At 63.8% G+C, this 22,592-nt stretch carries 18 protein-coding genes and 1 tRNA gene; 7 read left to right on the forward strand and 12 right to left on the reverse strand.

Features of this window, described 5'->3' with window-relative positions; all coding sequences use genetic code 11:
- Window positions 1-102 precede the first annotated feature (102 nt).
- Window positions 103-1,590, forward strand: coding sequence for a PLP-dependent aminotransferase family protein (locus LQ232_RS02965; protein ID WP_230178820.1), 1,488 nt, complete (start codon window positions 103-105; stop codon window positions 1,588-1,590).
- Here LQ232_RS02965 and LQ232_RS02970 read toward each other — a convergent pair.
- The gene (locus LQ232_RS02970; RefSeq protein WP_230178822.1) at window positions 1,568-3,214 is read right to left on the reverse strand and encodes a GMC oxidoreductase; all 1,647 of its coding nucleotides are present in this window, start codon (window positions 3,212-3,214) and stop codon (window positions 1,568-1,570) included. The two genes, LQ232_RS02965 and LQ232_RS02970, sit on opposite strands and share 23 nt — an antisense overlap.
- Window positions 3,215-3,358: 144 nt before the next feature.
- On the opposite strand from LQ232_RS02970, the gene LQ232_RS02975 reads away from it, so the two are divergent.
- Entirely contained in the window at window positions 3,359-4,393 is a 1,035-nt protein-coding gene (locus tag LQ232_RS02975) for a nitronate monooxygenase family protein (protein ID WP_230178824.1), read from the forward strand.
- A gap of 49 nt (window positions 4,394-4,442) precedes the next feature.
- Here LQ232_RS02975 and LQ232_RS02980 read toward each other — a convergent pair whose 3' ends face one another.
- Window positions 4,443-5,888 carry a PLP-dependent aminotransferase family protein gene (locus tag LQ232_RS02980; protein WP_230178826.1) on the reverse strand — a complete coding sequence of 482 codons (1,446 nt, stop codon included), beginning with the start codon at window positions 5,886-5,888 and terminating at the stop codon, window positions 4,443-4,445.
- A 97-nt stretch (window positions 5,889-5,985) separates the two neighbouring features.
- Here LQ232_RS02980 and LQ232_RS02985 point away from each other — a divergent pair, with 97 nt between their 5' ends.
- Genes LQ232_RS02985 through LQ232_RS03000 form a run of 4 tightly spaced genes read left to right on the forward strand, consistent with a single transcriptional unit; the run spans window position 5,986 to window position 9,667 of the window.
- Window positions 5,986-6,924: a DMT family transporter gene (locus LQ232_RS02985; RefSeq protein WP_230178828.1), complete on the forward strand. Its 939-nt coding sequence runs from the start codon at window positions 5,986-5,988 to the stop codon at window positions 6,922-6,924.
- A complete protein-coding gene (locus tag LQ232_RS02990; RefSeq protein ID WP_230178836.1) occupies window positions 6,924-8,102 on the forward strand; it encodes a PLP-dependent aminotransferase family protein in 1,179 nt (392 codons plus the stop codon). Before LQ232_RS02985 ends, LQ232_RS02990 begins: the two co-directional genes overlap by 1 nt.
- A 29-nt stretch (window positions 8,103-8,131) precedes the next feature.
- Window positions 8,132-9,364, forward strand: coding sequence for an 8-amino-7-oxononanoate synthase (gene bioF / locus LQ232_RS02995; protein WP_230178839.1), 1,233 nt, complete (start codon window positions 8,132-8,134; stop codon window positions 9,362-9,364).
- A 30-nt stretch (window positions 9,365-9,394) separates the two neighbouring features.
- The gene (locus LQ232_RS03000) at window positions 9,395-9,667 is read left to right on the forward strand and encodes a DUF4404 family protein (protein ID WP_230178841.1); all 273 of its coding nucleotides are present in this window, start codon (window positions 9,395-9,397) and stop codon (window positions 9,665-9,667) included.
- Between the two features lie 10 nt (window positions 9,668-9,677).
- On the opposite strand, the gene miaB is transcribed toward LQ232_RS03000, so the two are convergent.
- The 9 genes from miaB to LQ232_RS03045 all read right to left on the reverse strand — a co-directional run bounded on the left by miaB (window position 9,678) and on the right by LQ232_RS03045 (window position 19,781).
- Window positions 9,678-11,039, reverse strand: coding sequence for a tRNA (N6-isopentenyl adenosine(37)-C2)-methylthiotransferase MiaB (gene miaB, locus LQ232_RS03005; protein ID WP_230178844.1), 1,362 nt, complete (start codon window positions 11,037-11,039; stop codon window positions 9,678-9,680).
- A 10-nt stretch (window positions 11,040-11,049) separates the two neighbouring features.
- Window positions 11,050-11,439 carry a hypothetical protein gene (locus LQ232_RS03010; RefSeq protein WP_230178852.1) on the reverse strand — a complete coding sequence of 130 codons (390 nt, stop codon included), beginning with the start codon at window positions 11,437-11,439 and terminating at the stop codon, window positions 11,050-11,052.
- 178 nt (window positions 11,440-11,617) lie between these two features.
- Window positions 11,618-12,436: a PEP-CTERM sorting domain-containing protein gene (locus tag LQ232_RS03015; protein ID WP_230178855.1), complete on the reverse strand. Its 819-nt coding sequence runs from the start codon at window positions 12,434-12,436 to the stop codon at window positions 11,618-11,620.
- Window positions 12,437-12,631: 195 nt separating this feature from the next.
- Window positions 12,632-13,459, reverse strand: a complete 828-nt coding sequence (locus tag LQ232_RS03020; protein ID WP_230178857.1) for a PEP-CTERM sorting domain-containing protein — start codon at window positions 13,457-13,459, stop codon at window positions 12,632-12,634.
- 267 nt (window positions 13,460-13,726) lie between these two features.
- Window positions 13,727-14,428 carry an N-acetylmuramate alpha-1-phosphate uridylyltransferase MurU gene (gene murU, locus LQ232_RS03025; protein WP_305878419.1) on the reverse strand — a complete coding sequence of 234 codons (702 nt, stop codon included), beginning with the start codon at window positions 14,426-14,428 and terminating at the stop codon, window positions 13,727-13,729.
- On the reverse strand, window positions 14,425-14,841 hold the full coding sequence (locus LQ232_RS03030) for a response regulator (protein WP_230178859.1): 417 nt from the start codon (window positions 14,839-14,841) through the stop codon (window positions 14,425-14,427). Before LQ232_RS03030 ends, murU begins: the two co-directional genes overlap by 4 nt.
- Window positions 14,831-15,328: a GAF domain-containing protein gene (locus tag LQ232_RS03035; protein ID WP_230178865.1), complete on the reverse strand. Its 498-nt coding sequence runs from the start codon at window positions 15,326-15,328 to the stop codon at window positions 14,831-14,833. The genes LQ232_RS03030 and LQ232_RS03035 overlap by 11 nt, the downstream gene beginning before the upstream one ends.
- Before the next feature lie 680 nt (window positions 15,329-16,008).
- Window positions 16,009-16,085, reverse strand: a tRNA-Met gene (locus tag LQ232_RS03040).
- A 60-nt stretch (window positions 16,086-16,145) separates the two neighbouring features.
- Complete coding sequence (locus tag LQ232_RS03045; protein WP_230178867.1) at window positions 16,146-19,781, reverse strand: PAS domain S-box protein; 3,636 nt, start codon at window positions 19,779-19,781, stop codon at window positions 16,146-16,148.
- A 172-nt stretch (window positions 19,782-19,953) separates the two neighbouring features.
- Between LQ232_RS03045 and htpG the strand changes: the two genes are divergently transcribed.
- Window positions 19,954-21,834 (forward strand): molecular chaperone HtpG, encoded by a 1,881-nt coding sequence (gene htpG / locus LQ232_RS03050; protein WP_230178870.1) that lies wholly within the window; start codon window positions 19,954-19,956, stop codon window positions 21,832-21,834.
- Between the two features lie 21 nt (window positions 21,835-21,855).
- Here the strand turns inward: htpG and LQ232_RS03055 are convergent, their stop codons facing one another.
- Window positions 21,856-22,554 carry a DUF2726 domain-containing protein gene (locus tag LQ232_RS03055; RefSeq protein WP_230178871.1) on the reverse strand — a complete coding sequence of 233 codons (699 nt, stop codon included), beginning with the start codon at window positions 22,552-22,554 and terminating at the stop codon, window positions 21,856-21,858.
- Between the last annotated feature and the right edge of the window lie 38 nt (window positions 22,555-22,592).

Consider the following 22,592-nt stretch of genomic DNA (forward strand, 5'->3'; position numbering starts at 1 on the left):
GGTGAAAGAGCCTGAACGATAGGCAGAACATGGACCCATGAAAAGATCCATAAACATGCAAAATGATGGGGCCACGAATCGGCTCTAAAAACAAGCCCGCCCATGACCGACCTGACCCTTTTGCTGGACCGGCGCTCGCTGCGCGCCAAGCGCCACACGGTGCCTTTGCAACGGCGTTTGTACGAGTTGCTGCGCCTGGCTGTTCTGGATGGCCGTTTGCCCGCGGGCAGCGCCTTGCCCGCCAGCCGTGTGCTGGCCCATGACCTGGGCGTGGCGCGCAACAGTGTCATCCACGCCTATGAGCAATTGGCGGCCGAAGGTTACGTGCAGGCCAGTCGCCAAGGCACCGTGGTGGCGGCGTTGCGAGACCGGCGCGCGGTGGCCAGCGGCCATGCGGTGTCAGGGGTCTCATCGGCCGCGGCAGCAACTCCGTTGCCCGCTTTGTCCAACCGTGTGCAAGCTTTCAATCGCCGCCGCACGGTCGAACAGGACCTGTTGCCCTTCATGCCTGGGATTCCCGCGCTTGATGAGTTCCCCATGCGCACATGGCGTCGCCTGCTGAATGCGGCCTGGCGTGAGCAAAGCCCCAGCCTGCTCAGCTACCGTCCCGCCATGGGCGAGCTGGAATTGCGCCAAGCCATCGCCACCTATGTGAGGGCTGCGCGGGGTGTGGTCTGCACGGTCGACCAAGTCATCGTGACCGATGGCACGCAGGACAGCCTGAGTCTTTGCGCGGTGGCCCTGGCCGATGTGGGGCAGCGTGCCTGGATTGAGCATCCGGGCTATGGCGGGGCGCGCGTGGCTTGCCAGGCCGCTGGGCTGAAGGTGGTGCCCGTGCCGATGGACGAGCAAGGCCTGGCACCCAGCCCGATGCTGTGGCGCAGGCAGCCTCCGCGCCTGATCTACACCACGCCATCGCACCAGTACCCCTTGGGCTCGGTGATGCCCTTGGCCCGCCGCCTTGCCTTGATCGAGCAGGCCCAGGCTGCAGGCGCCTGGATTCTTGAAGACGACTACGACAGCGAGTTTCGCCACGATGGCCCGCCCTTGGCCGCGATGCAAGGGCTGGTGCCGCAGGCGCCGGTGGTCTACCTGGGCACCTTCAGTAAGTCGATGTTCCCGGCTTTGCGCCTGGGCTTCATGGTGGTGCCCGCCAACGTGTCAGATCGCTTGCAGGGCGCGCTGGGCGATCTGGTCAGGCGTGGCCTGACCGCAGAGCAAACCGCGCTGGCCGCCTTCATCAACGAAGGGCACTTCACCAAGCACCTGCGCAAGATGCGGCCCTTGTATGCGCAGCGTCAGACGGCCTTGCGCGAGGCCTTGTCGCGCCACTGGCCTTGGCCTGGCGAGGTGCTGGGCGGGGCTTGCGGCCTGCACTTGGTGTTGACCTTGCCGCCGCACATCCATGATGTCGACGCGGCGGAGGCCGCCATGAAGAAGGGGCTCAGCCCCCGCCCCTTGTCGGCCTATGGCATGGGTGGGTTGCCCCACAACGGCTTGGTCCTGGGCTACGCCAACACCCCGGCTGAGCAGATGGACGCCCGCGTGCGGCAGCTGGTCCGCGCCATCACCGCAGGTCTTGCGCGATGATCCGCTCCACGTTGCGCTCGGCCAGGGCCGTGATGGTCACGAAGGGGTTGACGCCGATTGAGCCTGGAATCAAGGCGCTGTCGGTCACATACAGCCGCTCGTAGCCCTTGACGCGGCCGATGTTGTCGGTGGCTTTGCCCAGCACGCAGCCGCCCAGCGGGTGGTAGCAAAAATCGTCGGCAAACACTTTGCCGCCCCCAAACAGATCGGTGCGGTAAATGGTGCCTTGCTTGCGGTTGATGCGGTCGAGCAGTGACTTGGCCGCGTTGACCGTGGTGGCGTTTTGCGCGCGTGTCCACTTCAGGCGGGCTGAGTCGGTGGCCGGGTCGTAGACAAAGCGGCCGCGCTCGGGGTTGCGCGTGATGGCCAGGTACATGCTGACCCAGTTCTCAAAGCCCGTGGGCAGGGGCGTGATCTCGGCAAACACGGGGTTGACCGGGTTGTCCCAATCGTTGATGCCCATGGCGGGCATGGTGGACTGGATAGCGCCGGTGGGGTTCCAGAGGTGATTGGCACGCGCCGCCATCACATTGCCGTTGTGGCCCCAGCCTTCGCCCACAGCGCTGTTCAATCGGGGCAGGGTACCGGTCTCGCGGGCGCGCAGCAACAGCTCAGTCGTGCCCAGGCTGCCGGCCCCCAGGAACAAATGGCCGCAGGACACCTGCACATCGGCCAGCACGTTGCCGTAAGCATCGATGGCGCGCACGCTCAGCAGGTAGTCGCCATTCGCTTGTTGCTCGATGCGGCGCACCTGCTGCAGCGTGTAGATGGTGACGCGGCCCGTGCCCACGGCATCGGCCAGGTAGGTCTTGTCCAGGCTGAGCTTGCCCGCGTTGTTGCCGTAGATCACCTCTTGCGCCAGCGCTGAGCGGGGCACTTGTTTGGCTTGTTCAGCGGCCATGTACTTGAAGTCGTAGACGCTGGGCACGAACACGGTCTTCAAGCCGGTTTGATGCGCCTGATCGCGCGACACGCGGGCGAAGCGGTAGCACTCGGCCTTCTCGAACCAGCTGGGGTCGACGTGGTTGGCGCCCAGCAAACCATTGGCCAGCGGGTAGTACCTGGCGTACATCTCGTCGGCATTGACCTCGGGCAACATCTGCTCGAAGTAGCCGCGTGGCGGGGTCACGGCCATCGCGCCATTGACCAGCGAGCCGCCACCCACACCCCGGCCCACATAGACCGACATCTCGTCAAAGTTGACGCGGTCCAGCACGCCGGCATAGCGCGGGATCCGCTTGTTGATCACGTCCAGGCCGAGGAAAGTCTTGAGCGGCGCTTCGGTGCGGTCCTTGAACCACATCGATCGACCATCGGGCGACAAGGTCTTGGTGAAGATGCTGCCATCGGCGGCGGACTGGGTCCACAACTGGCCCATCTCGAGCATGACCACGGGCACGCCGGCTTCAGCAAGGCGCAAGGCGGTGACAGCGCCCCCATAGCCGGTGCCGATGACGATGGCGGGCACGCGACCCAGGCTGCCCAGCGCCGCGCGCGGTTGAGCCAGCGACTCGCTGAACACCCGGCTGGACGCCGCCTGCCCATTCAATGAAAAACCGGACAGGCCCAGTGCGCTGGCGGCCTGCAAGGCCGTGTGGCCCAGAAAACGACGACGTGACAACATGACTCAACTCTCCACAAGACTGGTCGATTCTTGAGGCTGGTGTGTGGAGGCCCGGACAGTGCATTCCCTTGGGTTGGGTGCCCGCCCCTTGAACCGGGGATCCCCGCTCACCGTTTGCCTGGCACTACACTGCGTGCCGCAATCATGAAGACCCGCATCACCACACTCCTGGGCATTGAGCACCCCATCGTCCTGCCTGGCATGACTTACGTGGCCGTGCCCGAGTTGGTGGCCGCCGTGAGCAATGCCGGTGGCTTGGGCATCCTGGCTTCGGGCGGCTTGTCGGTCGACGAGTGCCGCCGGGCCATCCAGCAGGTGCGCGCCTTGACGGACAAGCCCTTTGGCGTGGGCTGCAGCCTGTTGTTGCCAGGCGCCACCGAGTGCGCGCGCGTGGCCTTGCAAGAGCGCGTGCCGGTCATCAACGTGTCGATGGGGCGCGCCGACTGGGTGGTGAAGGGCGCACACGCCTATGGCGGCAAGGTCATCGCCACCGTGTCCAACGAAAAGCACGCCAGGTCCGCCATCGACGCGGGGGTGGATGGCCTGATCGTGACCGGCCACGAAGCCGCTGCGCATGGTGGGGCGGTGACCTCGCTGGTGCTGGTGCCCGCGGTGCGCGACATGACCGACTTGCCCATCATCGCCGCTGGTGGCTTTGCCGATGGCCGGGGCCTGGTGGCGGCGCTGGCGCTGGGCGCGGACGCGGTGGCCATGGGCACCCGCTTTGCCGCCTCGCGTGAGAGCGTGGTGCACGCGGCCACCAAGCAATTGATCATTGACAAGCCGGCCGAGGACACCATTTACTCGTCCAACTTCGACACCTTTCCCTGCCGCGTCATGCACACGCCAGGGGGCCGGAAGTACACCACGCGCCGTCTGAGCCCGGGGTTGGTCATCGTGCGGTCGTGGCGGGCCGCGCGCGAGCTCAAAACGCCCTTGTGGCCATTGATGCGAGATGCCTTGCGCCATGGGCTGGTGGGCGCCATCAAGGTGGCCTACTTTGGTGCGGCCACCTTGGCCATGCGCAAAGCCATCCACCAGGGCGACCACCGGGAGGGTGTTCAATTGATCGGCCAGTCGCAAGGCCTGGTGCACGATGTGGCAGCGGTGGCTGACATCATCGAGCGGGTGATGAGGCAAGCCGAAGACACCATCAACGCCCGGTGGCAACAGCGCTGATTTTTCAGCGACGGGCCAGGGTGCTCAAGCGCTGACTGACGACGCGTTCTTACTGAGCCCGGACTGGTGATTGCGCCTGCTTGCGGGCAGTCACCAGCGCTTTCCAGAACCGCGCGTCCTGCGAACTAGCGAAGTTGATGCGCATGAGGGTGCTGGCCTGCCGCTGTGCGTGGAACAAGGCGCCAGGCGCGATCAGCCAGCCGGCATCCAACATGGGCAAGGTCAGCCGCTCCGTGTCCACACCCACGTCCATCCAGCCGAACAGGCCTTGCGGCTGGGCCGCGAAATGGCAACCCGATTGCCGGGCCAGTTGCAGGCAGCGCGCGCGGGCCACGTCCAGCTGCTGGATGACGCGTTCGCTGTGGCGGCGCAGCTGGCCTTGCTCCAAGCACAGCGCCAGCGCTTGCTCCAGGATGGGCGGCGTGGTCAGCGTGGTCAGCAGCTTGGTGTTGATGATGCGGTCCACCAGGTGAGCGGGCGCGGCGATGTAGCCCACGCGCCAACTGGGCGTCAGGATCTTTGAAAAGCTGCCCACCGAGATCGTGCGGCGCAACTCGTCCAGCACGCACAGGCGGGTGGCATGGCCGGGCGCCAGGTAGGCGTAGATGTCGTCCTCCAGGATGTGGAAGTCGTGCGCTTCGGCCAGGCGCAACACCTGGTGTGCATGGCCGGGCGATAGCAGGGCGCTGGTGGGGTTGTGCAGCACCGACACGGTCACGTACAACTTGGGGCGGTGGGCTTTGCACAGGGCGTCCAGCACGGCCAGGTCAGGGCCATCGGGGCCGCGGGGCACGGGCAGCACGCGCATGCCCATCTGCGCCAGCCGCGCAAATTCAATGGCCCAGCCCGGGTCGTCCACCAGCACCGCATCACCGGCCTGCAGCAAGGTGCGCGACACCACGTCCAGCGCGTGCGTGGCCCCCACGGTGCTGATGATCTGGCCGGCATCGGTCTTCATCCCGAACTCACCAAGCTTGCGGGACACGGCCTCGCGAAACCGCGCATCGCCCGCGGGCTCACCGTAGTGCAGGGTGAGCGGCAGCAGGCGATCACCCTGGGTGACTTTGCGCAAGGCGGCGCCCAGCATGGCCGCGTCCAGCCAGGCCGGTGGCAAGGTGCCCAGGCCCGGCATGGGGTGGCTGCCGGGTTCGTGGAACATGCCCTTGATGAGCGTGGTGGCGTCGATCGGCGTGCTGGGCTGAAATGGGTGGGGCGCTTTGGCGGCCCGTGGTGGGCTGCCGGTCTTGGCCCCACCCTGCGCCTGGCGCACGAAGAAACCGCGCTGGCGATGCGATTCGATCAGGCCTTGGGCCAGCAATTGGTCGTAGGCCGCGACCACGGTGTAGGGGCTGACACCATGGGTCTTGGCGCAATCGCGAACAGAGGGCAGGCGTGAGCCCGGGGCCAGCAGGTGCTGGCGGATTCGCTGGGCAAAACGGGCCACCAGTTGCTCGGTCAGGGTGAGGGCGCTATCGCGGGTCAGGTGCGTGGTCATGTTCGCCGATGTGTTGGTGGCCTGACCAGCACAGATTGTTCAATGAGCTGGCCTTGTGTGTTGGTCATGTGTTGGTGTCTGGTCTAGAGTGCCATAGATGAACACCACCTTGCAAGTCCCTGTCCGCCCCACCTCGTGGTTCGCCTGGCCCACCGTGTCACCACGCTGGCTGGGTGCTCTGGCGGTGCTGTTGTTCGCCATGACCATCCCCATGACGCGATTGGCCAACGGTTCGGTCGATCTGCCCCAGCTGCCGCCATTGTTCGTCGCCGTGGCGCGTGGGGCCATCGCCGGTTTGTTGGCCATGGCCTATCTCTGGGCTGTGCGTGCGCCCCGCCCGGTGAAGGGCCAGTGGCCGTTGGTGGCCTGCGTGGTGGTGGGCGCGGTGCTGATCTTCCCTTTGTGCATGGGCTGGGCCGTGCGGGTGGTGCCTTCGGCGCACGCGGCGGTCATCGTGGGCTTGCTGCCTTTGTGCACCGCAGCGCTGGCCTCGTGGTGGCTGGGGCAAAAACCCGGATGGGGCTTTTGGCTGGCAGGGGCCATGGGCACGGCGCTGGTGCTGGGTTTCGCACTGGGGGTGGCGCGCTCACATGGCTCGGGGCATTGGGTGACGGCCGATGCCTGGCTGATCGTGTCGATGCTGGGGGCGTCGTTGGCCTACGTGGCTGGGGCTGCGCTGTCCCGGCAGATGCCCGCGCCTCAGGCCATTTCATGGGCCTTGGTGGCGGCCTTGCCCATCACCTTGCCGGCCACGGCATGGGCCTGGCCCACTCAGGCCGTGAGCTGGCAAGCTTGGGCGGCGCTGGCGTATGTCGCGCTCATCTCCACGTGGTTGGGATTCTTCGCCTGGTACGCCGCCCTGGCCCGTGATCCGATGCGGGTCAGCCAGTTGCAGTTGATGCAGCCATTCACGTCCATCGCCTTGTCGGTGCTGGTGCTGCGGGAGGTGGTCGATGCCTCGACGTGGCTGGTGGCCGGCGCCGTGCTGCTGGTGGTGATCTGGGGCCAGCGTGCGGCCCGACGGGAGATGAACTGATGACCTTCACTTTGGCCCAGCGCACTCAGCGCATGAATTCATCGGCCATCCGCGAGATCCTCAAGGTCACGGAGCGGCCGGGTGTGCTGTCGATGGCCGGTGGCCTGCCCGCGCCCGAATCATTTCCGATCGAAGCCATCCAGGTGGCCTGCGATCAGGTGCTGTCCACCCAAGGCGCGGCGGCCTTGCAATACGCCACCACCGAAGGCCTGCCGCCTTTACGGGAGTGGATTGCGCGGCGTTTGTCTCAGGGCGGGTGGCGGGTGGATGCGTCGCAAGTGTTGATCACCACCGGTTCGCAGCAGGGGCTGGATCTGGTGGGCAAGGTGATGCTGGACGAGGGCTCGCCCGTGTTGGTCGAGCAACCCACTTACCTGGGGGCCTTGCAAGCCTTTGCACCGTATGGGCCTGTGTTCCAGCCCTGGGCCGCCGATGCCTTGGGACCTTTGCCAAAGACTTTGTCGGCGCGCCTGGCTTATCTGGTGCCCAGCTTCCAGAACCCCAGCGGGCATTGCATCGGCGATGCGCGCCGCCGCGAGATCGCCTTGCAAGCCGAGCGAAGCAACATGCCCGTGGTGGAAGACAACCCCTATGGCGAGTTGTGGTTCGACCAACCGCCACCGCCGCCCTTGGCCACGCATGCGCCCGAACAAGTGATCTACCTGGGGTCTTTCTCCAAGGTGCTGGCGCCGGGCTTGCGCGTGGGCTACATCGTCACACCCAGCGGTGATCATCCCGGCACCCAGGCCTTGCGGGCCAAGTTTTTGCAGGCCAAGCAGGCCAGCGACCTGCACACGCCAGTGCTCAATCAGCGCATCATCGTGCAGTTGTTGGAGTCAGGCTTTGACCTGGAGGCCCACCTGGACACGGTGCGTGCCCGTTACCGCGCCCAACGCGATGCCATGGCGGCGGCTTTGAGCCGATGCCTGCCCCCAGGCTGCACCTGGCAACTGCCGCAGGGTGGCATGTTTTTCTGGGTGACCTGCCGCCCCGGCCACATTGACACCTTGCAGCGCTTGCCGCTGGCGGTGGAAGCGGGCGTGGCGTATGTGCCGGGCGCCTCGTTCTACGCCGGCCATGCGCCGGCGCCTGCCAACACCATGCGCCTGTCGTTCGTCACCTTGTCACCGGCGCAGATCGGTGAAGCGGTGGCGCGCCTGGCCCGCTGCCTGGTCTGAAGCACCGTGCGGGCTGGTACGCTTGCACGATGTCTTCTTCGCCCCTCTTTGCCCCCGAGTTGGCCGAGCTGGCGCAAGCGCATTTGCTGCGCCAGCGCCGCGAGGTCTCGCCCCTCTTGCCACCTGCCGATTTGTTGCCCGACCAGGAGCATGTGCGCGGCACCACCTACCTGATCAATGGCCAGTCGCGCCTGTCCTTTGGCAGCAACGACTACCTCGGTTTGTCACAACATCCGGCCTTGATCCTGGCCGCACAGCAGGCCGCGGCGCGCTATGGCGTGGGTGCCACGGCCTCGCCCTCGGTGTGTGGCCACAGCCCATCGCATGAGGCGCTGGAGCTGGAGTTGGCGGCCATGGTAGGCCTGCCGCGCGCCGTGTCTTTCGTGTCCGGTTACATGGCCAATGTGGGCGTCATCCCCGCGCTGGTGGGCCGTGGCGATGCGGTCTTCTCCGATGCCTTGAACCATGCCTGCCTGATCGACGGCGCACGTTTGTCGCGGGCCGATGTGCAGGTGGTGCCCCATGGTGACCTGGCCGCATTGGACGCGGCCTTGCAGGCCAGCACCGCCCGGCGCAAATTGGTGCTCACCGACGCGGTGTTCAGCATGGATGGCAACATCGCCGACATCCCCGCCTTGCTGGCCTTGTGCGAGCGCCACGATGCCTGGCTGATGGTCGACGATGCCCATGGCTTTGGCGTCCTCGGTGAGCATGGCGAGGGCACTCTGGCGCACTGGGGCATCGCCGGGCGCGGTGGCATCCAACCCGGGTGGCAGGGCCGTTTGCACCGCTTGATCTACATGGCCACGCTGGGCAAGGCTGCGGGCGTGGCAGGTGCCTTCGTGGCGGGCGAGCCTACCCTGGTCGACTGGTTGGTGCAAAGGGCGCGCACCTACATGTTCGCCACGGCCGCACCGGCCATGCTGACCGAGGCTGTGCGGGCCGGTCTGCGCGTGATTCAGGAAGAGGGCGGGCGTCGCGAGCACCTGGCCCAGTTGCGGCACCGCTTGCGCACAGGCTTGAAGCTGCAGCCGGCCTGGCGTCTGCTGCCCTCCGAGACCGCGATTCAGCCCTTGATCATTGGCAGCAACGCCGACGCGCTGGCAGTGATGGACCACCTGGACCGGCAGGGCTTGTGGGTGCCCGCCATCCGTCCGCCCACCGTGCCTTCCGGCACCGCCCGCTTGCGGATATCCTTGTCGGCAGCGCACACCTTGGAGCACGTTGACGCACTTTGCAAGGCCCTGTCCGAGGCAGTCTGAGCTACGATGGCTTGAACAAGGAGTTTGACCATGGACACCAACAAGCTGAAAACCGCGATGGCGCAATTGCAACGCGAACTGGAGTCGGGCGGCAAGCTCGATCCCGAACTCCAGCAGTTGCTCAAGTCACTGGACCGCGACATCCAGTCCGCCCTGGCCGCGAACGAACAACCCGAAGACGACCTGGTCTCCAGCCTCAACGAGCGCACGCAGGCCATCGATGCCCGTTTCTCGGCCGAGCACCCCTATCTGTCCACCACCCTGCGCGACGTCATGGACACGCTGGGCAAGATGGGGATTTGAGCAGGCCTGTTCAGGCCACCAGCACTTCGGCCCGCAACGAGTGCGGATAAGCCTGGGTGATGGTCACGTCGATCAACTGACCGATCAGGCGGTCCATGTTCGGGCCACCGGGGAAATTGACGATGCGGTTGCACTCGGTGCGGCCCATCAACTCGGTGGCATCTTTGCGGCTCGGGCCTTCCACCAGGATGCGCTGCGTCTTGCCCACCAGCGCTTCGCTGAATCGCGTCACGTGCGTGTCCAGTACGCCTTGCAGGTGCTGCAAACGCTTGAGCTTCACATCCTGCGGTGTGGTGTCTTCCAGGTTGGCGGCTGGCGTGCCGGGCCGCGCGCTGAAGATGAAGCTGAACGAGGCATCGAACTCCAGGTCGTGCACCAGCTTCATCATCTTGTCGAAGTCCTCGTCGGTCTCACCCGGGAAGCCGACGATGAAATCCGATGACAAGCTGATGGTGGGACGCACGGCGCGCAGTTTGCGGATCGTGCTCTTGAATTCCAGCGAGGTGTAGCCGCGCTTCATCGCCATCAGGATGCGGTCCGAGCCATGCTGCACGGGCAGGTGCACGTGGTTCACCAGCTTGTCGGTCTTCCCATAGACGTCGATCAGGCGCTGTGAGAACTCGTTGGGGTGGCTGGTGGTGTAGCGGATGCGCTCCACGCCGGGCATCTCGGCCACGTATTCCAGCAAGGTCGCGAAATCGGCAATCTCGGCGGTGCCGCCCATGGTGCCGCGATAGCCGTTCACGTTCTGGCCCAGCAGCGTGATCTCTTTCACGCCTTGGTCGGCCAGGTCGGCCACTTCGGTCAGCACATCTTCAAACGGGCGCGAGACTTCTTCGCCGCGCGTGTAGGGCACCACGCAATAGCTGCAGTACTTGGAGCAGCCTTCCATGATCGACACGAAGGCCGAAGCGCCCTCCTTGCGTGGTGGCGGGAGGTGGTCGAACTTCTCGATCTCGGGGAAGCTGATGTCCACCTGCGGGCGGCGCGAGCTGAGGCGCTTGTCCAGCATGGCGGGCAGGCGGTGCAACGTTTGCGGGCCGAACACCACGTCCACGTAAGGCGCGCGCTCGATGATGGCCGCGCCTTCCTGGCTGGCCACGCAACCGCCCACGCCGATCATCACGCCACGCTCTTTCAAGTGCTTGACGCGGCCCAGGTCGGAAAAGACCTTCTCTTGCGCCTTCTCGCGGATCGAGCAGGTGTTGAACAGGATCAGGTCGGCCTGCTCGGGGTCATTGGTGGGCTCATAGCCCTGGGCGGCGTTCATGACGTCGGACATCTTGCCCGAGTCGTACTCGTTCATCTGGCAGCCGTAGGTCTTGATGTAGACCTTCTTGCTTGCTTTGGTGGGGGTGGCGGGGTTGCTCATGGGAAACTACTCAGGGCTTGGTCCAGGTCTGTCCAATGGGATCGAAGGACCACGTGGCGGCCTCCAGCGGGGTCTTGGGCCACAGCTTCTTGATTTCCTCAGGGCGCAGCACCCACACGTCTTGCACCAGGCCGTATTGCTCGACCGTGTAATTGACGATCAGCTTTTCACCAGTGATGGCGCCAGACATCAGGAGCATCTGGTTGGTCCCACGGATGCGGGAGCCCGGTGACAGGCGCGCATCCTTGCCATTGAGCTTGATCTCGGGCGGTATGCCGACGACCAGTTCGCCGCGCAAGGCGTTGGCTGGGAAATTGCGATGGATCTGCATTTGTGCAGATGCCAAAACGGGAACGGCCAGGGTCAAGGCGACCGAGGCCGTCAACAGACAGCGGGGCATGGTTTAGATCCAGGGGCTGTGAATGAGACCCTGATTTTACAGCGACGCTGGCTGGCGGTGGTGGGAATACGTCTTGGGCGCTTGGATGATGGCGCAGGGTTAGCCTGGAGGGCAGCAACTTGTTTCCTCTGGACGAAAAAAAGCCGCCCGGGTGGGCGGCTCTTTGAGGGAGAGGATATCAGCCCTTGGTCAGGCGGCGGCGCATGGCAGCGATGCCGAGCAAGCCCATGCCCATCATGGCATAGGTGGAGGGTTCGGGAACAGCCGGGGCCGTGAAGGTGCCCGAGGCGCTGGTGGTGCCCCAATTGGCCGTGCGGACCAGGGTGGCCACAGGGTCAGTGGCGGCGGTGGACAAGCCCAGGGCCGACAGCACGGTGTTGGCCGTGGTGCCGTTCATGCGCAGGCTGCCTGCCAGGCTGCCGCTGGCATGGCCGGTGGCAATGCCACCCGAGACGCCATCAACCACGATGTTGCCACCGGTGCCACCCACGACACCAGGAACGTCGGCCGTGAAGATCGCTTGCTTGCCGTAGCTGACCAGGGCGCCGGAGTCGGTGCGCGAGTACAGGTTGGCGAAGATGGTGGAGTTGGTCAGGTTGACGTCGAAATTGCCCATGAACACGCTGCGGGTGGTCGTGGTTTCGTCGTCGTTGAACGTCGTGCGGCGGATCTGCACCAGCGAGTTGGCGGCTTGCAGCGAGGTCAACGTGTCGCCCACACCAGTGGCGTTGTTGAAGGCCAGGCTGACATTGCCCGTGGACTTGTTGTAGATCGCGGTATTGGCGGCGCCAGCACCGGGCAGGCCGGTGATGGTGGGGATGGTGGCGGCCGTGACGATGGTGGAGCCAGAGGCGCTCAGGGCCGACAGCGCGTCAGCGGAGAAGGTCAAGCCACCCGTGCCGGTGCCTGCGTTCCAGACGTAGCCGGAGGCGGCGCTGGCGGCGCCAGCGGCCATGAAAGCGGCGACGGCGAGGATGCTTTTAGATGCGAACTTCATGTGTAAGGCTCCGTTTAAGGTTGTCGAGGCTACTGAACCCTCGGCGATGGTGCCATTCTAGGGACACTCGGGCGCCATGGGCGTAAGGCTTCCCCTGACAGGGTTAGTAGCGTGTTTTCGGCATGAAAAAAGCCGTCCTGGCGCCAGGACGGCTTTGCATGCTCAGAACCCGGCCGAAACCGGATTCAATGCCAATCAGGCAGCCTTGCGGCGACGAGCCATGGCGCCAACGGCCAGCAGGCCTGCACCCAACAGGGCGTAGGTCGATGGCTCAGGCACTGCGGGAGGAGCAGTGAACACGCCACCAGCTTGGGTCGTGCCCCAGTTGGCGGTGCGCACCAGGATGGCGACCGGGTCAGTGGCCGAGGTCGACAGGCCCAGGGCCGTCAGGATGGTGTCAGCCGTGCCAGCGTTCATGCGCAGGCTGCCAGCCAGGCTGCCGCTGGCATTGCCAGTGGCGGTGCCATCGGGAGCAACGCTGGTGACTTCGATGTTGCCGCCCGTGCCGCCAACAACGCCAGGAACGTCAGCCGTGAAGATGGCTTGCTTGCCGTAGCTCACCAGAGCACCAGCGTCAGTGCGCGAGTACAGATTGGCGAAAATCGTGGAGTTGCTCAGGTTGACGTCGAAGTCGCCCATGAACACGCTGCGGGTGGTCGTGGTTTCGTCGTCGTTGAACGTCGTGCGGCGGATTTGCACCAGCGAGTTGGCGGCTTGCAGCGAGGTCAGTGCGTCACCGGTGATGGTGGCATCGCTGAAAGTCAGGCTGACGTTGCCCGTGGCCTTGGTGTACACGGCCGTGTTGGCGGCACCAGCGTTGGGCAGGCCAGCGATGGTGGGGATGGTTGCAGCGGTGATCACGCTGGAGCCAGAAGCGCTCAGAGCCGACAGAGCGTCAGCCGAGAAAGTCAGGCCGCCCGTGCCGGAGACAACGCTCCAGGTGCCAGCGTAAGGAGTAGCGCTAGCGACGCCAGCAGCCACAAATGCAGCCGTGGCCACCAAGGTTTTCAATGCAAATTTCATTTAATTTCTCCACTGTGAATACGGTCTTTTTTCGAAGATTCCTCAACGTCAAAAAGGCGACCGGCGTACCTCATCGACCGTTGCACTCTATCGATCTGTCGAAGTGGCGCCTATAGGGTTCTACCGATTGTGTAACCGTTTGCTAGGGGAACTACTTAATTTTCCTCGGTGCAGAAAGTCACGTTGTGGCATTTGGAAACAAAAAAATGCGTGATTCTGCGCAATACGAGGCATTTTCTGCACTTGACAAGGGCGAAAGCCAACCCCTTAGGCCATGTTCAACTCGGCCAGCCGTGCAGGCGTACCTACATCAACCCATTGGCCGTCATGGATTTCCGCGCTCAAGCTCCCTTGGTCAATGGCCCTTTCCAGGCAAGGGCGAAGCGCTGCCCGGCTGCCTACCATCACGCCGTCCACCATCGCGGCGCGGTAAAGGCCAATGGTGGAGTAGGTCCAGCACGGTGTTGCCGGGGGTGCCTGGTCTTTGCGCAGCACCCGACCTTCGGGTGACAGGGCAAAGTCGCCGCTGGGGTTGTGCGGCGGGTTGCCGACCATCCACAGGTGCGCCCAATCCTTGCCGTGGGCAAAGCGCTGCGCTGTTTGGTCGTTGAAAGTGAAGTCCGGGGCGAAAACATCACCCGCCAGCACCCAGAAGACGTCGCCCAGCAGGGGCAGGGCCTTGGCCATGCCGCCGGCGGTTTCAAGTGCGCCGCCGTGGTCGCGGCCTTCCATGGAATAGCGGAGTTGCAAGCCCCACCGTGAGCCATCACCCAGGGCGGCTGGGAACTGCTCCTCCAGCCAGGCGGTGTTGATCACCACCTCGCGCACGCCATCGCGGGCCAGGGCTTCAAGGTGCCATTCAATCAAAGGTTTGCCCCGCACCTTGATCAAGGGCTTGGGGGTGTGGTCAGTCAACGGGCGCATGCGCTCGCCACGTCCGGCGGCCAGGATCAGGGCGGGCAAAGTCATGAGGGTTCGGTGTGCCGGATGGGTTGCGCGAAGGCGGTGATGGTTTCCAAAATCGTTTTTACCTTGAAGGGCTTGAGCAGCACGCGTTTGACGTCCAGTTTCTTGAACGCCGCGATGCTTTCCGGGTCCACGCGCTCGGTGGTGACGGCCACCGCCGCCGTGCTGGGGCTGGACGTGCCCCCATCACGGATGAGGCGGATCAGGGCCAACCCGGCCCCCTCGTTGCCCAGGGCAATCACGAAGCCGTCGAAGGCGCGGGCACGCAGCAAGGGGGCTGCGGCGTCAATGCTGGGGGCTTCGTGGATGTCGACGATGTCCAGGCCGCGGGCGACCGAGATGACGGTGCTGCGCACCACCGAATAAGGCTCGACCAGCAGGATGGAAAAGCGCTTGGCGCTGCGGTCAGATGCCACGGCGCTCTCCGGCCAACTCGTGCAATGCCAAGTCGCGCAGCGCGCCCAAAATGGACAGGTCGAGCGGGTCCAACTGGCGTGGCTTCTGGTCGATCAGGCACAGGGTGCCGGCGACGTGGCCCGAGGGCAGCACGAGCGGCGCCCCCACATAAAACCGGATGAAGGGCGCGCCGGTGACCAGGGGGTTGTCATTGAAGCGTTCGTCCGCGAGCGTGTCAGGAACGATCAAAAAATCGCTTGATTCCAAGGCATGCCCGCAAAAGGAAATCTCGCGCGACGTCTCGCACACCGCCAGCCCCACCTTGGCTTTGAACCACTGGCGGTTTTCATCCACCAGCGAGATCAAGGCGATTGGCACGTCGAATTCGCCAGCGGCAAAGGCCACCAGCTTGTCAAAGCGCTCTTCCGCCGGCGTGTCGAGGATCAGCAACTCGCGCAAGGCTTGCAGGCGCTGCTGGTCATGTTCAGGGATGGGCGCGGCTTTCATGCCTGGAATGATACCCAGGCGTGTACCAATCGGCGGTGCTCACATGCAGGCCGCAGGTGGGCGAGGTGAACGCTTTCGGCACTTCATTTGACCGTTCTCGTTTTCGATCCTTTTGCAGGTGGACACATTGGGCAAGGCCGTGCGCACATCACGTCCTCGGCGGTCCTTGCAAGTTGCCAGCAGCTGATTCTCATAGTGGCAACGCATTTCGTAGTCACGGCAAGTCTGTGAGTAACTGCCGCCAGGACGGCGGGTTGGATCGCAACACATGCCGGAGCTTCTGGGGGCCGGAAGGATGGGGACGGCAACGGTCCCAGGCGGATACCTGTCGGTGCTGGGTCTTGGCGGCGGAGGGGGTTGGCAAGCCACCCTGTGGCACGGCACCGGCGAGGGGCCCGTGGTCACACACTTGTTGCCATCCTGGACGCACCCGCTGGGGCAGCACACCTGAGCGAACAATGCCGTGGGCAGCGCGATCAAGGCAAAGAGCAGACATAGATACCGCAACATGTGGCCTCCATCAGGTGAGATGACGATGGGGCAGTGTCTGGCGGGGCGTGGCCGGCGGCAACACCCAGGAGGTTGAGTCCGCCAAAGAAAAAAGCCCCTTAGAGGGGCTTTCAAGTGATGCCAAGGTTTGCACCCCTTGTCGGGGAACTTGCCTTGGTACCAAATTCGTTTGGTGGCGCTTCACGGATTCGAACCGCGGACCTGTGGATTATGATTCCATCGCTCTAACCGACTGAGCTAAAGCGCCACTGAGCCCAAGATTATACGCCGGATTTCTGGCGCTATCAAAAAATTATTCGTGATGTTGTTAAGGTGGGCAGCGCCGAGCCAGTTCTTCCAGCAGGGCGAACAGCACATCGAAGTCAAATGGCTTTTGCAGCCAGACCGCGTCCACGAGTTCATCCTTGCGCGGGCCGTAGCCGCTGGCGAAGATCACTTTCAAGGGTTGGCGCTCGCGGGCCAGGGCGGCGAACTCTCGTCCAGACATGCCGGGCAGGCTGATGTCGGTCATCAGCACATCGAACTTGGCCTTGTCCAGCAGTTCAAGTGCGTGTTCTGCGGATGGCGCCCCGACGGCCGCGTAGCCCGACAACTCGAAAATCTCCAGCAAGGAACGCAAGGAATCCTCTTCATCCTCGACCACCAGGATGCGCAGGCCTGCAGGGGCGCTGCCAGAGCTTGTCGCGGCCTCGGATTTGGCGATGTTTGCAGCCAAGTTTTCAGCGCGGTTGGCCTTGACGTGCGCTTTGAGGGTGGCGGCGAACTTGCGGTTCACGAACATGTGCCGAATCTTGCGGGCCAGGTCTTCGCGGCGATAAGGCTTGCTCAACAAGGCCACGCCAGGGTCAAGCCGGCCACCATGCACGATGGCATCTTCGGTGTAGCCCGAGGTGAACAGCACTTCGATGTCGGGATGCAACTCGCGGGCCAGTTGGGCCAACTCGGGGCTGCGCAAGGTGCCGGGCATGACGACGTCGGTGAACAGCAGGTCAATCGGCACGCCGCTTTGCAGGATCGACAGGGCGCTGGTGGCGTCCGACGATTTCAGGACGGAGTAGCCCAGCTCCGACAAGAGCGCCACCACGGTTTCCCGCACCTGCGCGTCGTCTTCGACCACCAGGATGGTTTCATCCCCGCCGGTCACGGGGCCGCTGAATTCGGGCAACATGGTTTCCTGGATCTCATGTGAGCGTGGAAGGTAGAGTTTGACGGTGGTGCCTTGGCCCACGTCACTGTCGATCTTGACATGGCCTCCGCTTTGTTTGATGAAGCCGTAGACCATGCTCAGGCCCAAGCCCGTGCCGTGGCCCTCCGCCTTGGTGGTGAAGAATGGCTCGAAAACGCGCTCCAGGACGTCCGGAGGCATGCCACTGCCGGTGTCCGACACGGCGATCATCACGTATTGGCCAGGCTGTGCATCCAAGGGGTCCTGGGCATGGTCATCCCCCAGGCTCACGTTGTCGACTTCCAGGGTCAGTCTGCCCGCGCCGCCCATGGCATCACGTGCATTGATGGCCAAGTTGAGCAAAACGTTTTCCAGGCCGTGCGGGTCGGCAAAGATGTTCCAAAGGCGGGGGCCGATGTTGGTTTTCAACTCGATGGCATCGCCCAGCACTCGCCGCAACATGTCATCCAGGTCCGGTAGTCGAAGGCCGATGTTGAGCACGTCGGGTGCGAGGGGCTGTTTGCGTGCGAACGCCAGCAGGTGCAAAGCCAGTTTGGCGCCCCGGTCCACGCCCGCCACGGCGGCCTCGACACGGCGTTGCAGGGATTCATCGTGCCGTGTGGCTTCTCGCAGCAGTTGCAAGTTGCCGCCAATGACCTGCAACACGTTGTTGAAATCGTGCGCGATGCCGCCCGTCAACTGCCCGATGGCCTCCATTTTCTGCGCCTGGCGCAGGGCGTCTTGGGTGCGCTCCAGTGCGGCTTCGGCTTCCTTCTCGGCGGTGATGTGGCGGCCGTTGCCATAGACCAGGCCATTGCTGTCGGGTGACGCCGTCCATGAGAACCACCGGTGGCCGCCATCCTTGTGCTTGAAGCGGTTTTCGAACTGGGTCAGCACATCGTGGGTGGCGTAGCTCAGGGCATTGCGTGTGGCTTCCTGGTCGTCCGGGTGGATCAGGCCGGCCACGTGCTGTCCCATGATCTCTTCGCGGCTGAAGCCCAGGATGCGTGTCCATGCCGGGTTGACGTCGCGGAAGATACCGTCGCCGCTCACCACGACCAGCAAATCCTGAGAGTTGCGCCAGACGCGGTCGCGCTCTGCGGTGCGTTCCTCGATGCGTTGCTCCAGGGTGGCGTTCATGGCCAGCAGCGCTTCGCGCGCCAGTCGCTGGTCTTCGATGTCGGTGTTGGTGCCGATCCAGCGGGTAATGGCCCCATCCACAGACCGGATCGGGTGGGCGCGCACCAGGTGCCAGCGGTAGGCGCCATCGGCGCGGCGGATGCGGAACTCGATCTCGTAGATCTGGCCGCTGGACAAGGCTTGCATCCACGCCAGGCTGGCGCGTTGCAGGTCGTCAGGGTGCACGATCCGCGCCCAACCCTCGCCAGCCAGTTGATCGTGGTCCAAACCGCTGTAAGCCAGGGTTTGCTCGTTGAACCAGTCCAGCTCGCCGCTGGGTGGCGAGGTCCACACGTGGTTGGGCATCACCTGGGCAAAGGTGCGGAATTTTTCTTCGCTTTCGCGCAGAACCTGTTCAGCTTGGTGGCGCTCGGTCACGTCCTGGACCACGCCCACTAATCGAACGCGCCGTCCTTGCTCGTCACACTGGAACTCGGCGGATCGGGCGATCCAGCGGATCTGGCCGTTGTCCGGGCGGCGTATGCGGTATTCGGTTTTCAGGGGCAGATCGCCGCGGGCGCGCGTGGCCAGGCTCGACACCCTTTCCGCGTCCTCAGCGATGACCAGTTGCTCGACGATTTCTGGCGCCATGGTCGATTGCTCGGGCAGGCCAAAAATGCGGCACATCTCTGGTGTCACCGTCAGCACGTTCCGGATCAGGTCCAAGGTGAAAATACCCACGCCGCCGGCCGCTTGCGCCCGGGCCAATTGGTCGTTCGAGGCCGCCAGTGCCTGGGCCGCCTCGTGCGTGGCGGTCACGTCTACGCCCTCCACAAAAATGCCGCTGACCAGGCCTGGCTTGTCGTGGATGGGTTGATAGACAAAGTCAAGGAAACGGCGCTCGGGGGGCATGCCAGGTTGGCTGGACAGGAGCACCGGCACCGCCCGGCCCAGGAAGGGCTTGCCGCTGCGGTACACCTCGTCCAGCAAGCTCACGAAGCCTTGCTCGGCGACTTCGGGCAGGGCCTGCAACACCGTTTTGCCCACAATGTCCTGGCGCGAAACGATTTTCAGGTAAGCCGGATTGGCCAGCTCGAAGACGTGCTCAGGCCCCCGCAGCACCGCCACAAAGCTGGGTGATTGCTCGAACAAGCCGCGGAAGCGCTGCAGTTCGGCCACCCGCTCACGTTCCGCAAAAACCTGGGCGGTGATCTCGTTGCAGGCGCAGAAAACGCCTTGAACCTCGCCGTTTTCATCGCGCAGCGGGGTGTAGAAAAACGAGAAGTGGGTTTCTTCGGCGCGGCCATGGCGCAGCATGGTCAGTTCGATGTCGTCCATCGACGTGGGCACGCCAGCGTAGGCCTTCGCCATGATGGGGCCAACTTCATCAATGATGTCGTACCAGACCTCGGCGAAGGGGCGCCCCAATGCTGCAGGGTGGTGGCCGCCCAGAATGTCGGCGTACAGGTCGTTGTAGAACATGACCTGCTGTGGCCCCCAGGCCGCGAACATGGCCTGGTTGGCCCCCAGCATGACGCCCACGATGGTCTTGAGTGGTTGCGGCCAGTCGGCCGGCCGGCCCAGAGGGGTGCTTGCCCAATCCCGGTTTCGGATCAAGGCGCCCATGGCGCCACCGCCGTCTAGAAATCGAAGTGACATGGTTAATCAGTTGCCTGGCATTTTTTACCCGGGCGACCTACCCGTCATTCGTCTCATTGTTCCATGGCCCGAAGTCATCGCACATGACGATGATTTGCGGCGTGGGGCCTTGAAATCCGCGGCGGCTGCCTTATCTTCTGGGCTTCTTTGTTGCCCACATTAAAAATAGACCATGGACAAAACAACGCTTTCATTCCAGGCCGAGGTCAAGCAATTGCTGCACCTGGTCACCCATTCGCTGTATTCCAACAAGGAAATCTTCCTGCGCGAGTTGATTTCCAATGCGTCTGACGCCTGCGACAAGCTCCGTTTTGAAGCTCTGGACAACAGCGGCCTGTACGAGGACGCGCCCAACCTGGAAGTGCGCGTGCTGGTCGACAAAGCTGCCCGCACCATCACGATCCGCGACAACGGCATCGGCATGAGCTCGCAAGAGGCCATTGACCACCTGGGCACCATCGCCAAGAGCGGCACCAAGGAGTTCATGGGCAAGCTATCAGGCGATCAGCAAAAAGATTCGCAACTGATCGGACAGTTCGGCGTGGGCTTTTACAGCGGCTTCATCGTGGCCGACCGCCTCACCGTCGAAACCCGCCGTGCTGGCGCCTCGCCTTCCGAAGGCGTGCGCTGGACCAGCGAAGGCGCTGGCGACTTCGAAGTCGAAGCCATCGACAAGCCCTCCCGTGGCACCGACGTGATCCTGCACCTGCGCGAAGGCGAAGACGAGTTCCTGTCCAGCTGGAAACTGCGCAGCATCATCAATAAATACTCGGACCACATCTCCCTGCCCATCCTGATGCAAAAGGAAGAATGGGACCAGGAAAAACAAGAGCAAGTCCTCAAGGACGAGTGGGACACCGTCAATCAGGCCGCCGCCCTGTGGACGCGCTCCAAGAGCGAGATTACCGAAGAGCAATACCAGGAGTTCTACAAGCAGATCAGCCATGACAGCCAGGCACCATTGGCCTACACGCACAACCGCGTTGAAGGCCGCAGCGAATACACTCAGCTGCTCTACGTGCCTGCCCACGCCCCGCACGACCTGTGGAACCGCGAGAAGCGCGGTGGCCTTAAGCTCTACGTCAAGCGCGTCTTCATCATGGACGACGCAGAAGCCCTGCTGCCGTCCTACTTGCGCTTCATCAAGGGCGTGGTCGACAGCGCCGACTTGCCTTTGAATGTCAGCCGCGAAATCCTGCAGGAAAGCCGCGACGTCAAGGTCATCCGCGAAGGCTGCACCAAGCGTGTGTTGTCGATGCTGGAGGACCTGGCGAACAACGAAGACCAGGCCAAGAAAGACCAGTACGCGAGCTTCTGGAAAGAATTCGGTTCGGTCTTGAAGGAAGGCATTGGTGAAGACTTCGCCAACCGCGAACGCTTGGCCAAGCTCTTCCGCTTTGCCTCCACGCACGCCGACGAAGGCGTGTCGCTGGCTGACTACGTCAGCCGCATGAAGGAAGGCCAGGCCGCCATCTACGTGCTGGCCGCCGAAACCTTGGCCGGCGCCAAGAGCAGCCCGCAACTGGAGATCTTCCGCAAGAAGGGCATCGAAGTCTTGCTGCTGGTCGACCGCGTTGACGAGTGGATGCTCTCCCACCTTTTCGAGTTCGAAGGCAAGCCACTGCAAAGCGTGGCCAAGGGCGCCGTCGATCTGGGCACACTGCAAGACGAGGAAGAAAAGAAGAAGGCCGAAGAAGCCGCGACCGCCTTCAAGCCTTTGCTCGAGCGCCTGAAAACCGCTCTGAAGGACAAGGCCAAGGACGTGCGCGTGACCACCCGCCTGGTGGATTCACCCGCGTGTCTGGTCGTGGAAGAAGGTGACATCAGTGGGCACCTGGCCCGTTTGCTCAAGCAAGCAGGGCAGGAGGCGCCGACCAGCTTGCCCGTGCTCGAGGTGAACCCCGAACATGCCTTGCTCAAGAAGCTCGACACCAGCGAGCAATTCGATGATTTGGCCCACATCGTGTTCGACCAGGCCATGCTGGCCGAAGGTGGGCACCTGGACGATCCGGCGGCTTATGTGCGCCGGGTCAACGCCCTCTTGGCCGCGTGATGGCCTGATGGGCGGGGGCTTTCACCGTTTGCCAGACACCTGAAGCGGCGTCGGCTCCGTGTGAAGGCTTCCCTCCAGGCGGCTGTCAAACGCAAAGAACGAGTCCTGTGCAAAGCTGGACTCGGCCCAGCGCGCGGCCCGCTCGGCGCGGCGCTGGCGCAACTTGCGCGCTACCTCGTCATTGGCATCGTGCAGTGAATCGCTGATCGTGTTGGGTGCGGGCCCAATCTGGCTGTGGCCCAGCGCCCACGCCGCGATCAGGGCCTGGTGCGGCCATTGCCCTGGGCGGCAGCGCACATAGCGCACGCGGCAAGCCTCCAGCACGGCCTCCTTCATGCGCTGCGATCGTGCCGATGACGCCTTGTTGGGCGATTCGATGTCGATCACCGACACCACGCTCCCGTTGGGCGTGCAGACCGCGAACGACACGTGCAAGGTGTGCAGCCGGTCATACCAGCTCCGGGCTTCGAACTCATCGGCCGCTTGACAAAAGCGCAGCAGATTCAACTTGGCCAGCACGACGTGGTTGGGCAGGGCCGCGCGCAGTTCCTTGAACAGGATGCGCTCGTCGGTGGTAAATATGGGGCGGGCGTTGAGGTTCCAGCGCCGTGGCCACTCGCGTTGGCTGGCCGGGCGGCGACGTTGCGAGACGACGCCCAGCAGCACACCCGCGGTCGCGGCCAGCACCATGACGCCTATCAGCAACGGATCCAACTGCATACTACCCCTTGAATAAGTGGTGGTAATAGTACTCAGTT

The organism is Aquabacterium sp. CECT 9606 (assembly GCF_918741295.1).
Lineage (GTDB): Bacteria > Pseudomonadota > Gammaproteobacteria > Burkholderiales > Burkholderiaceae_C > Aquabacterium.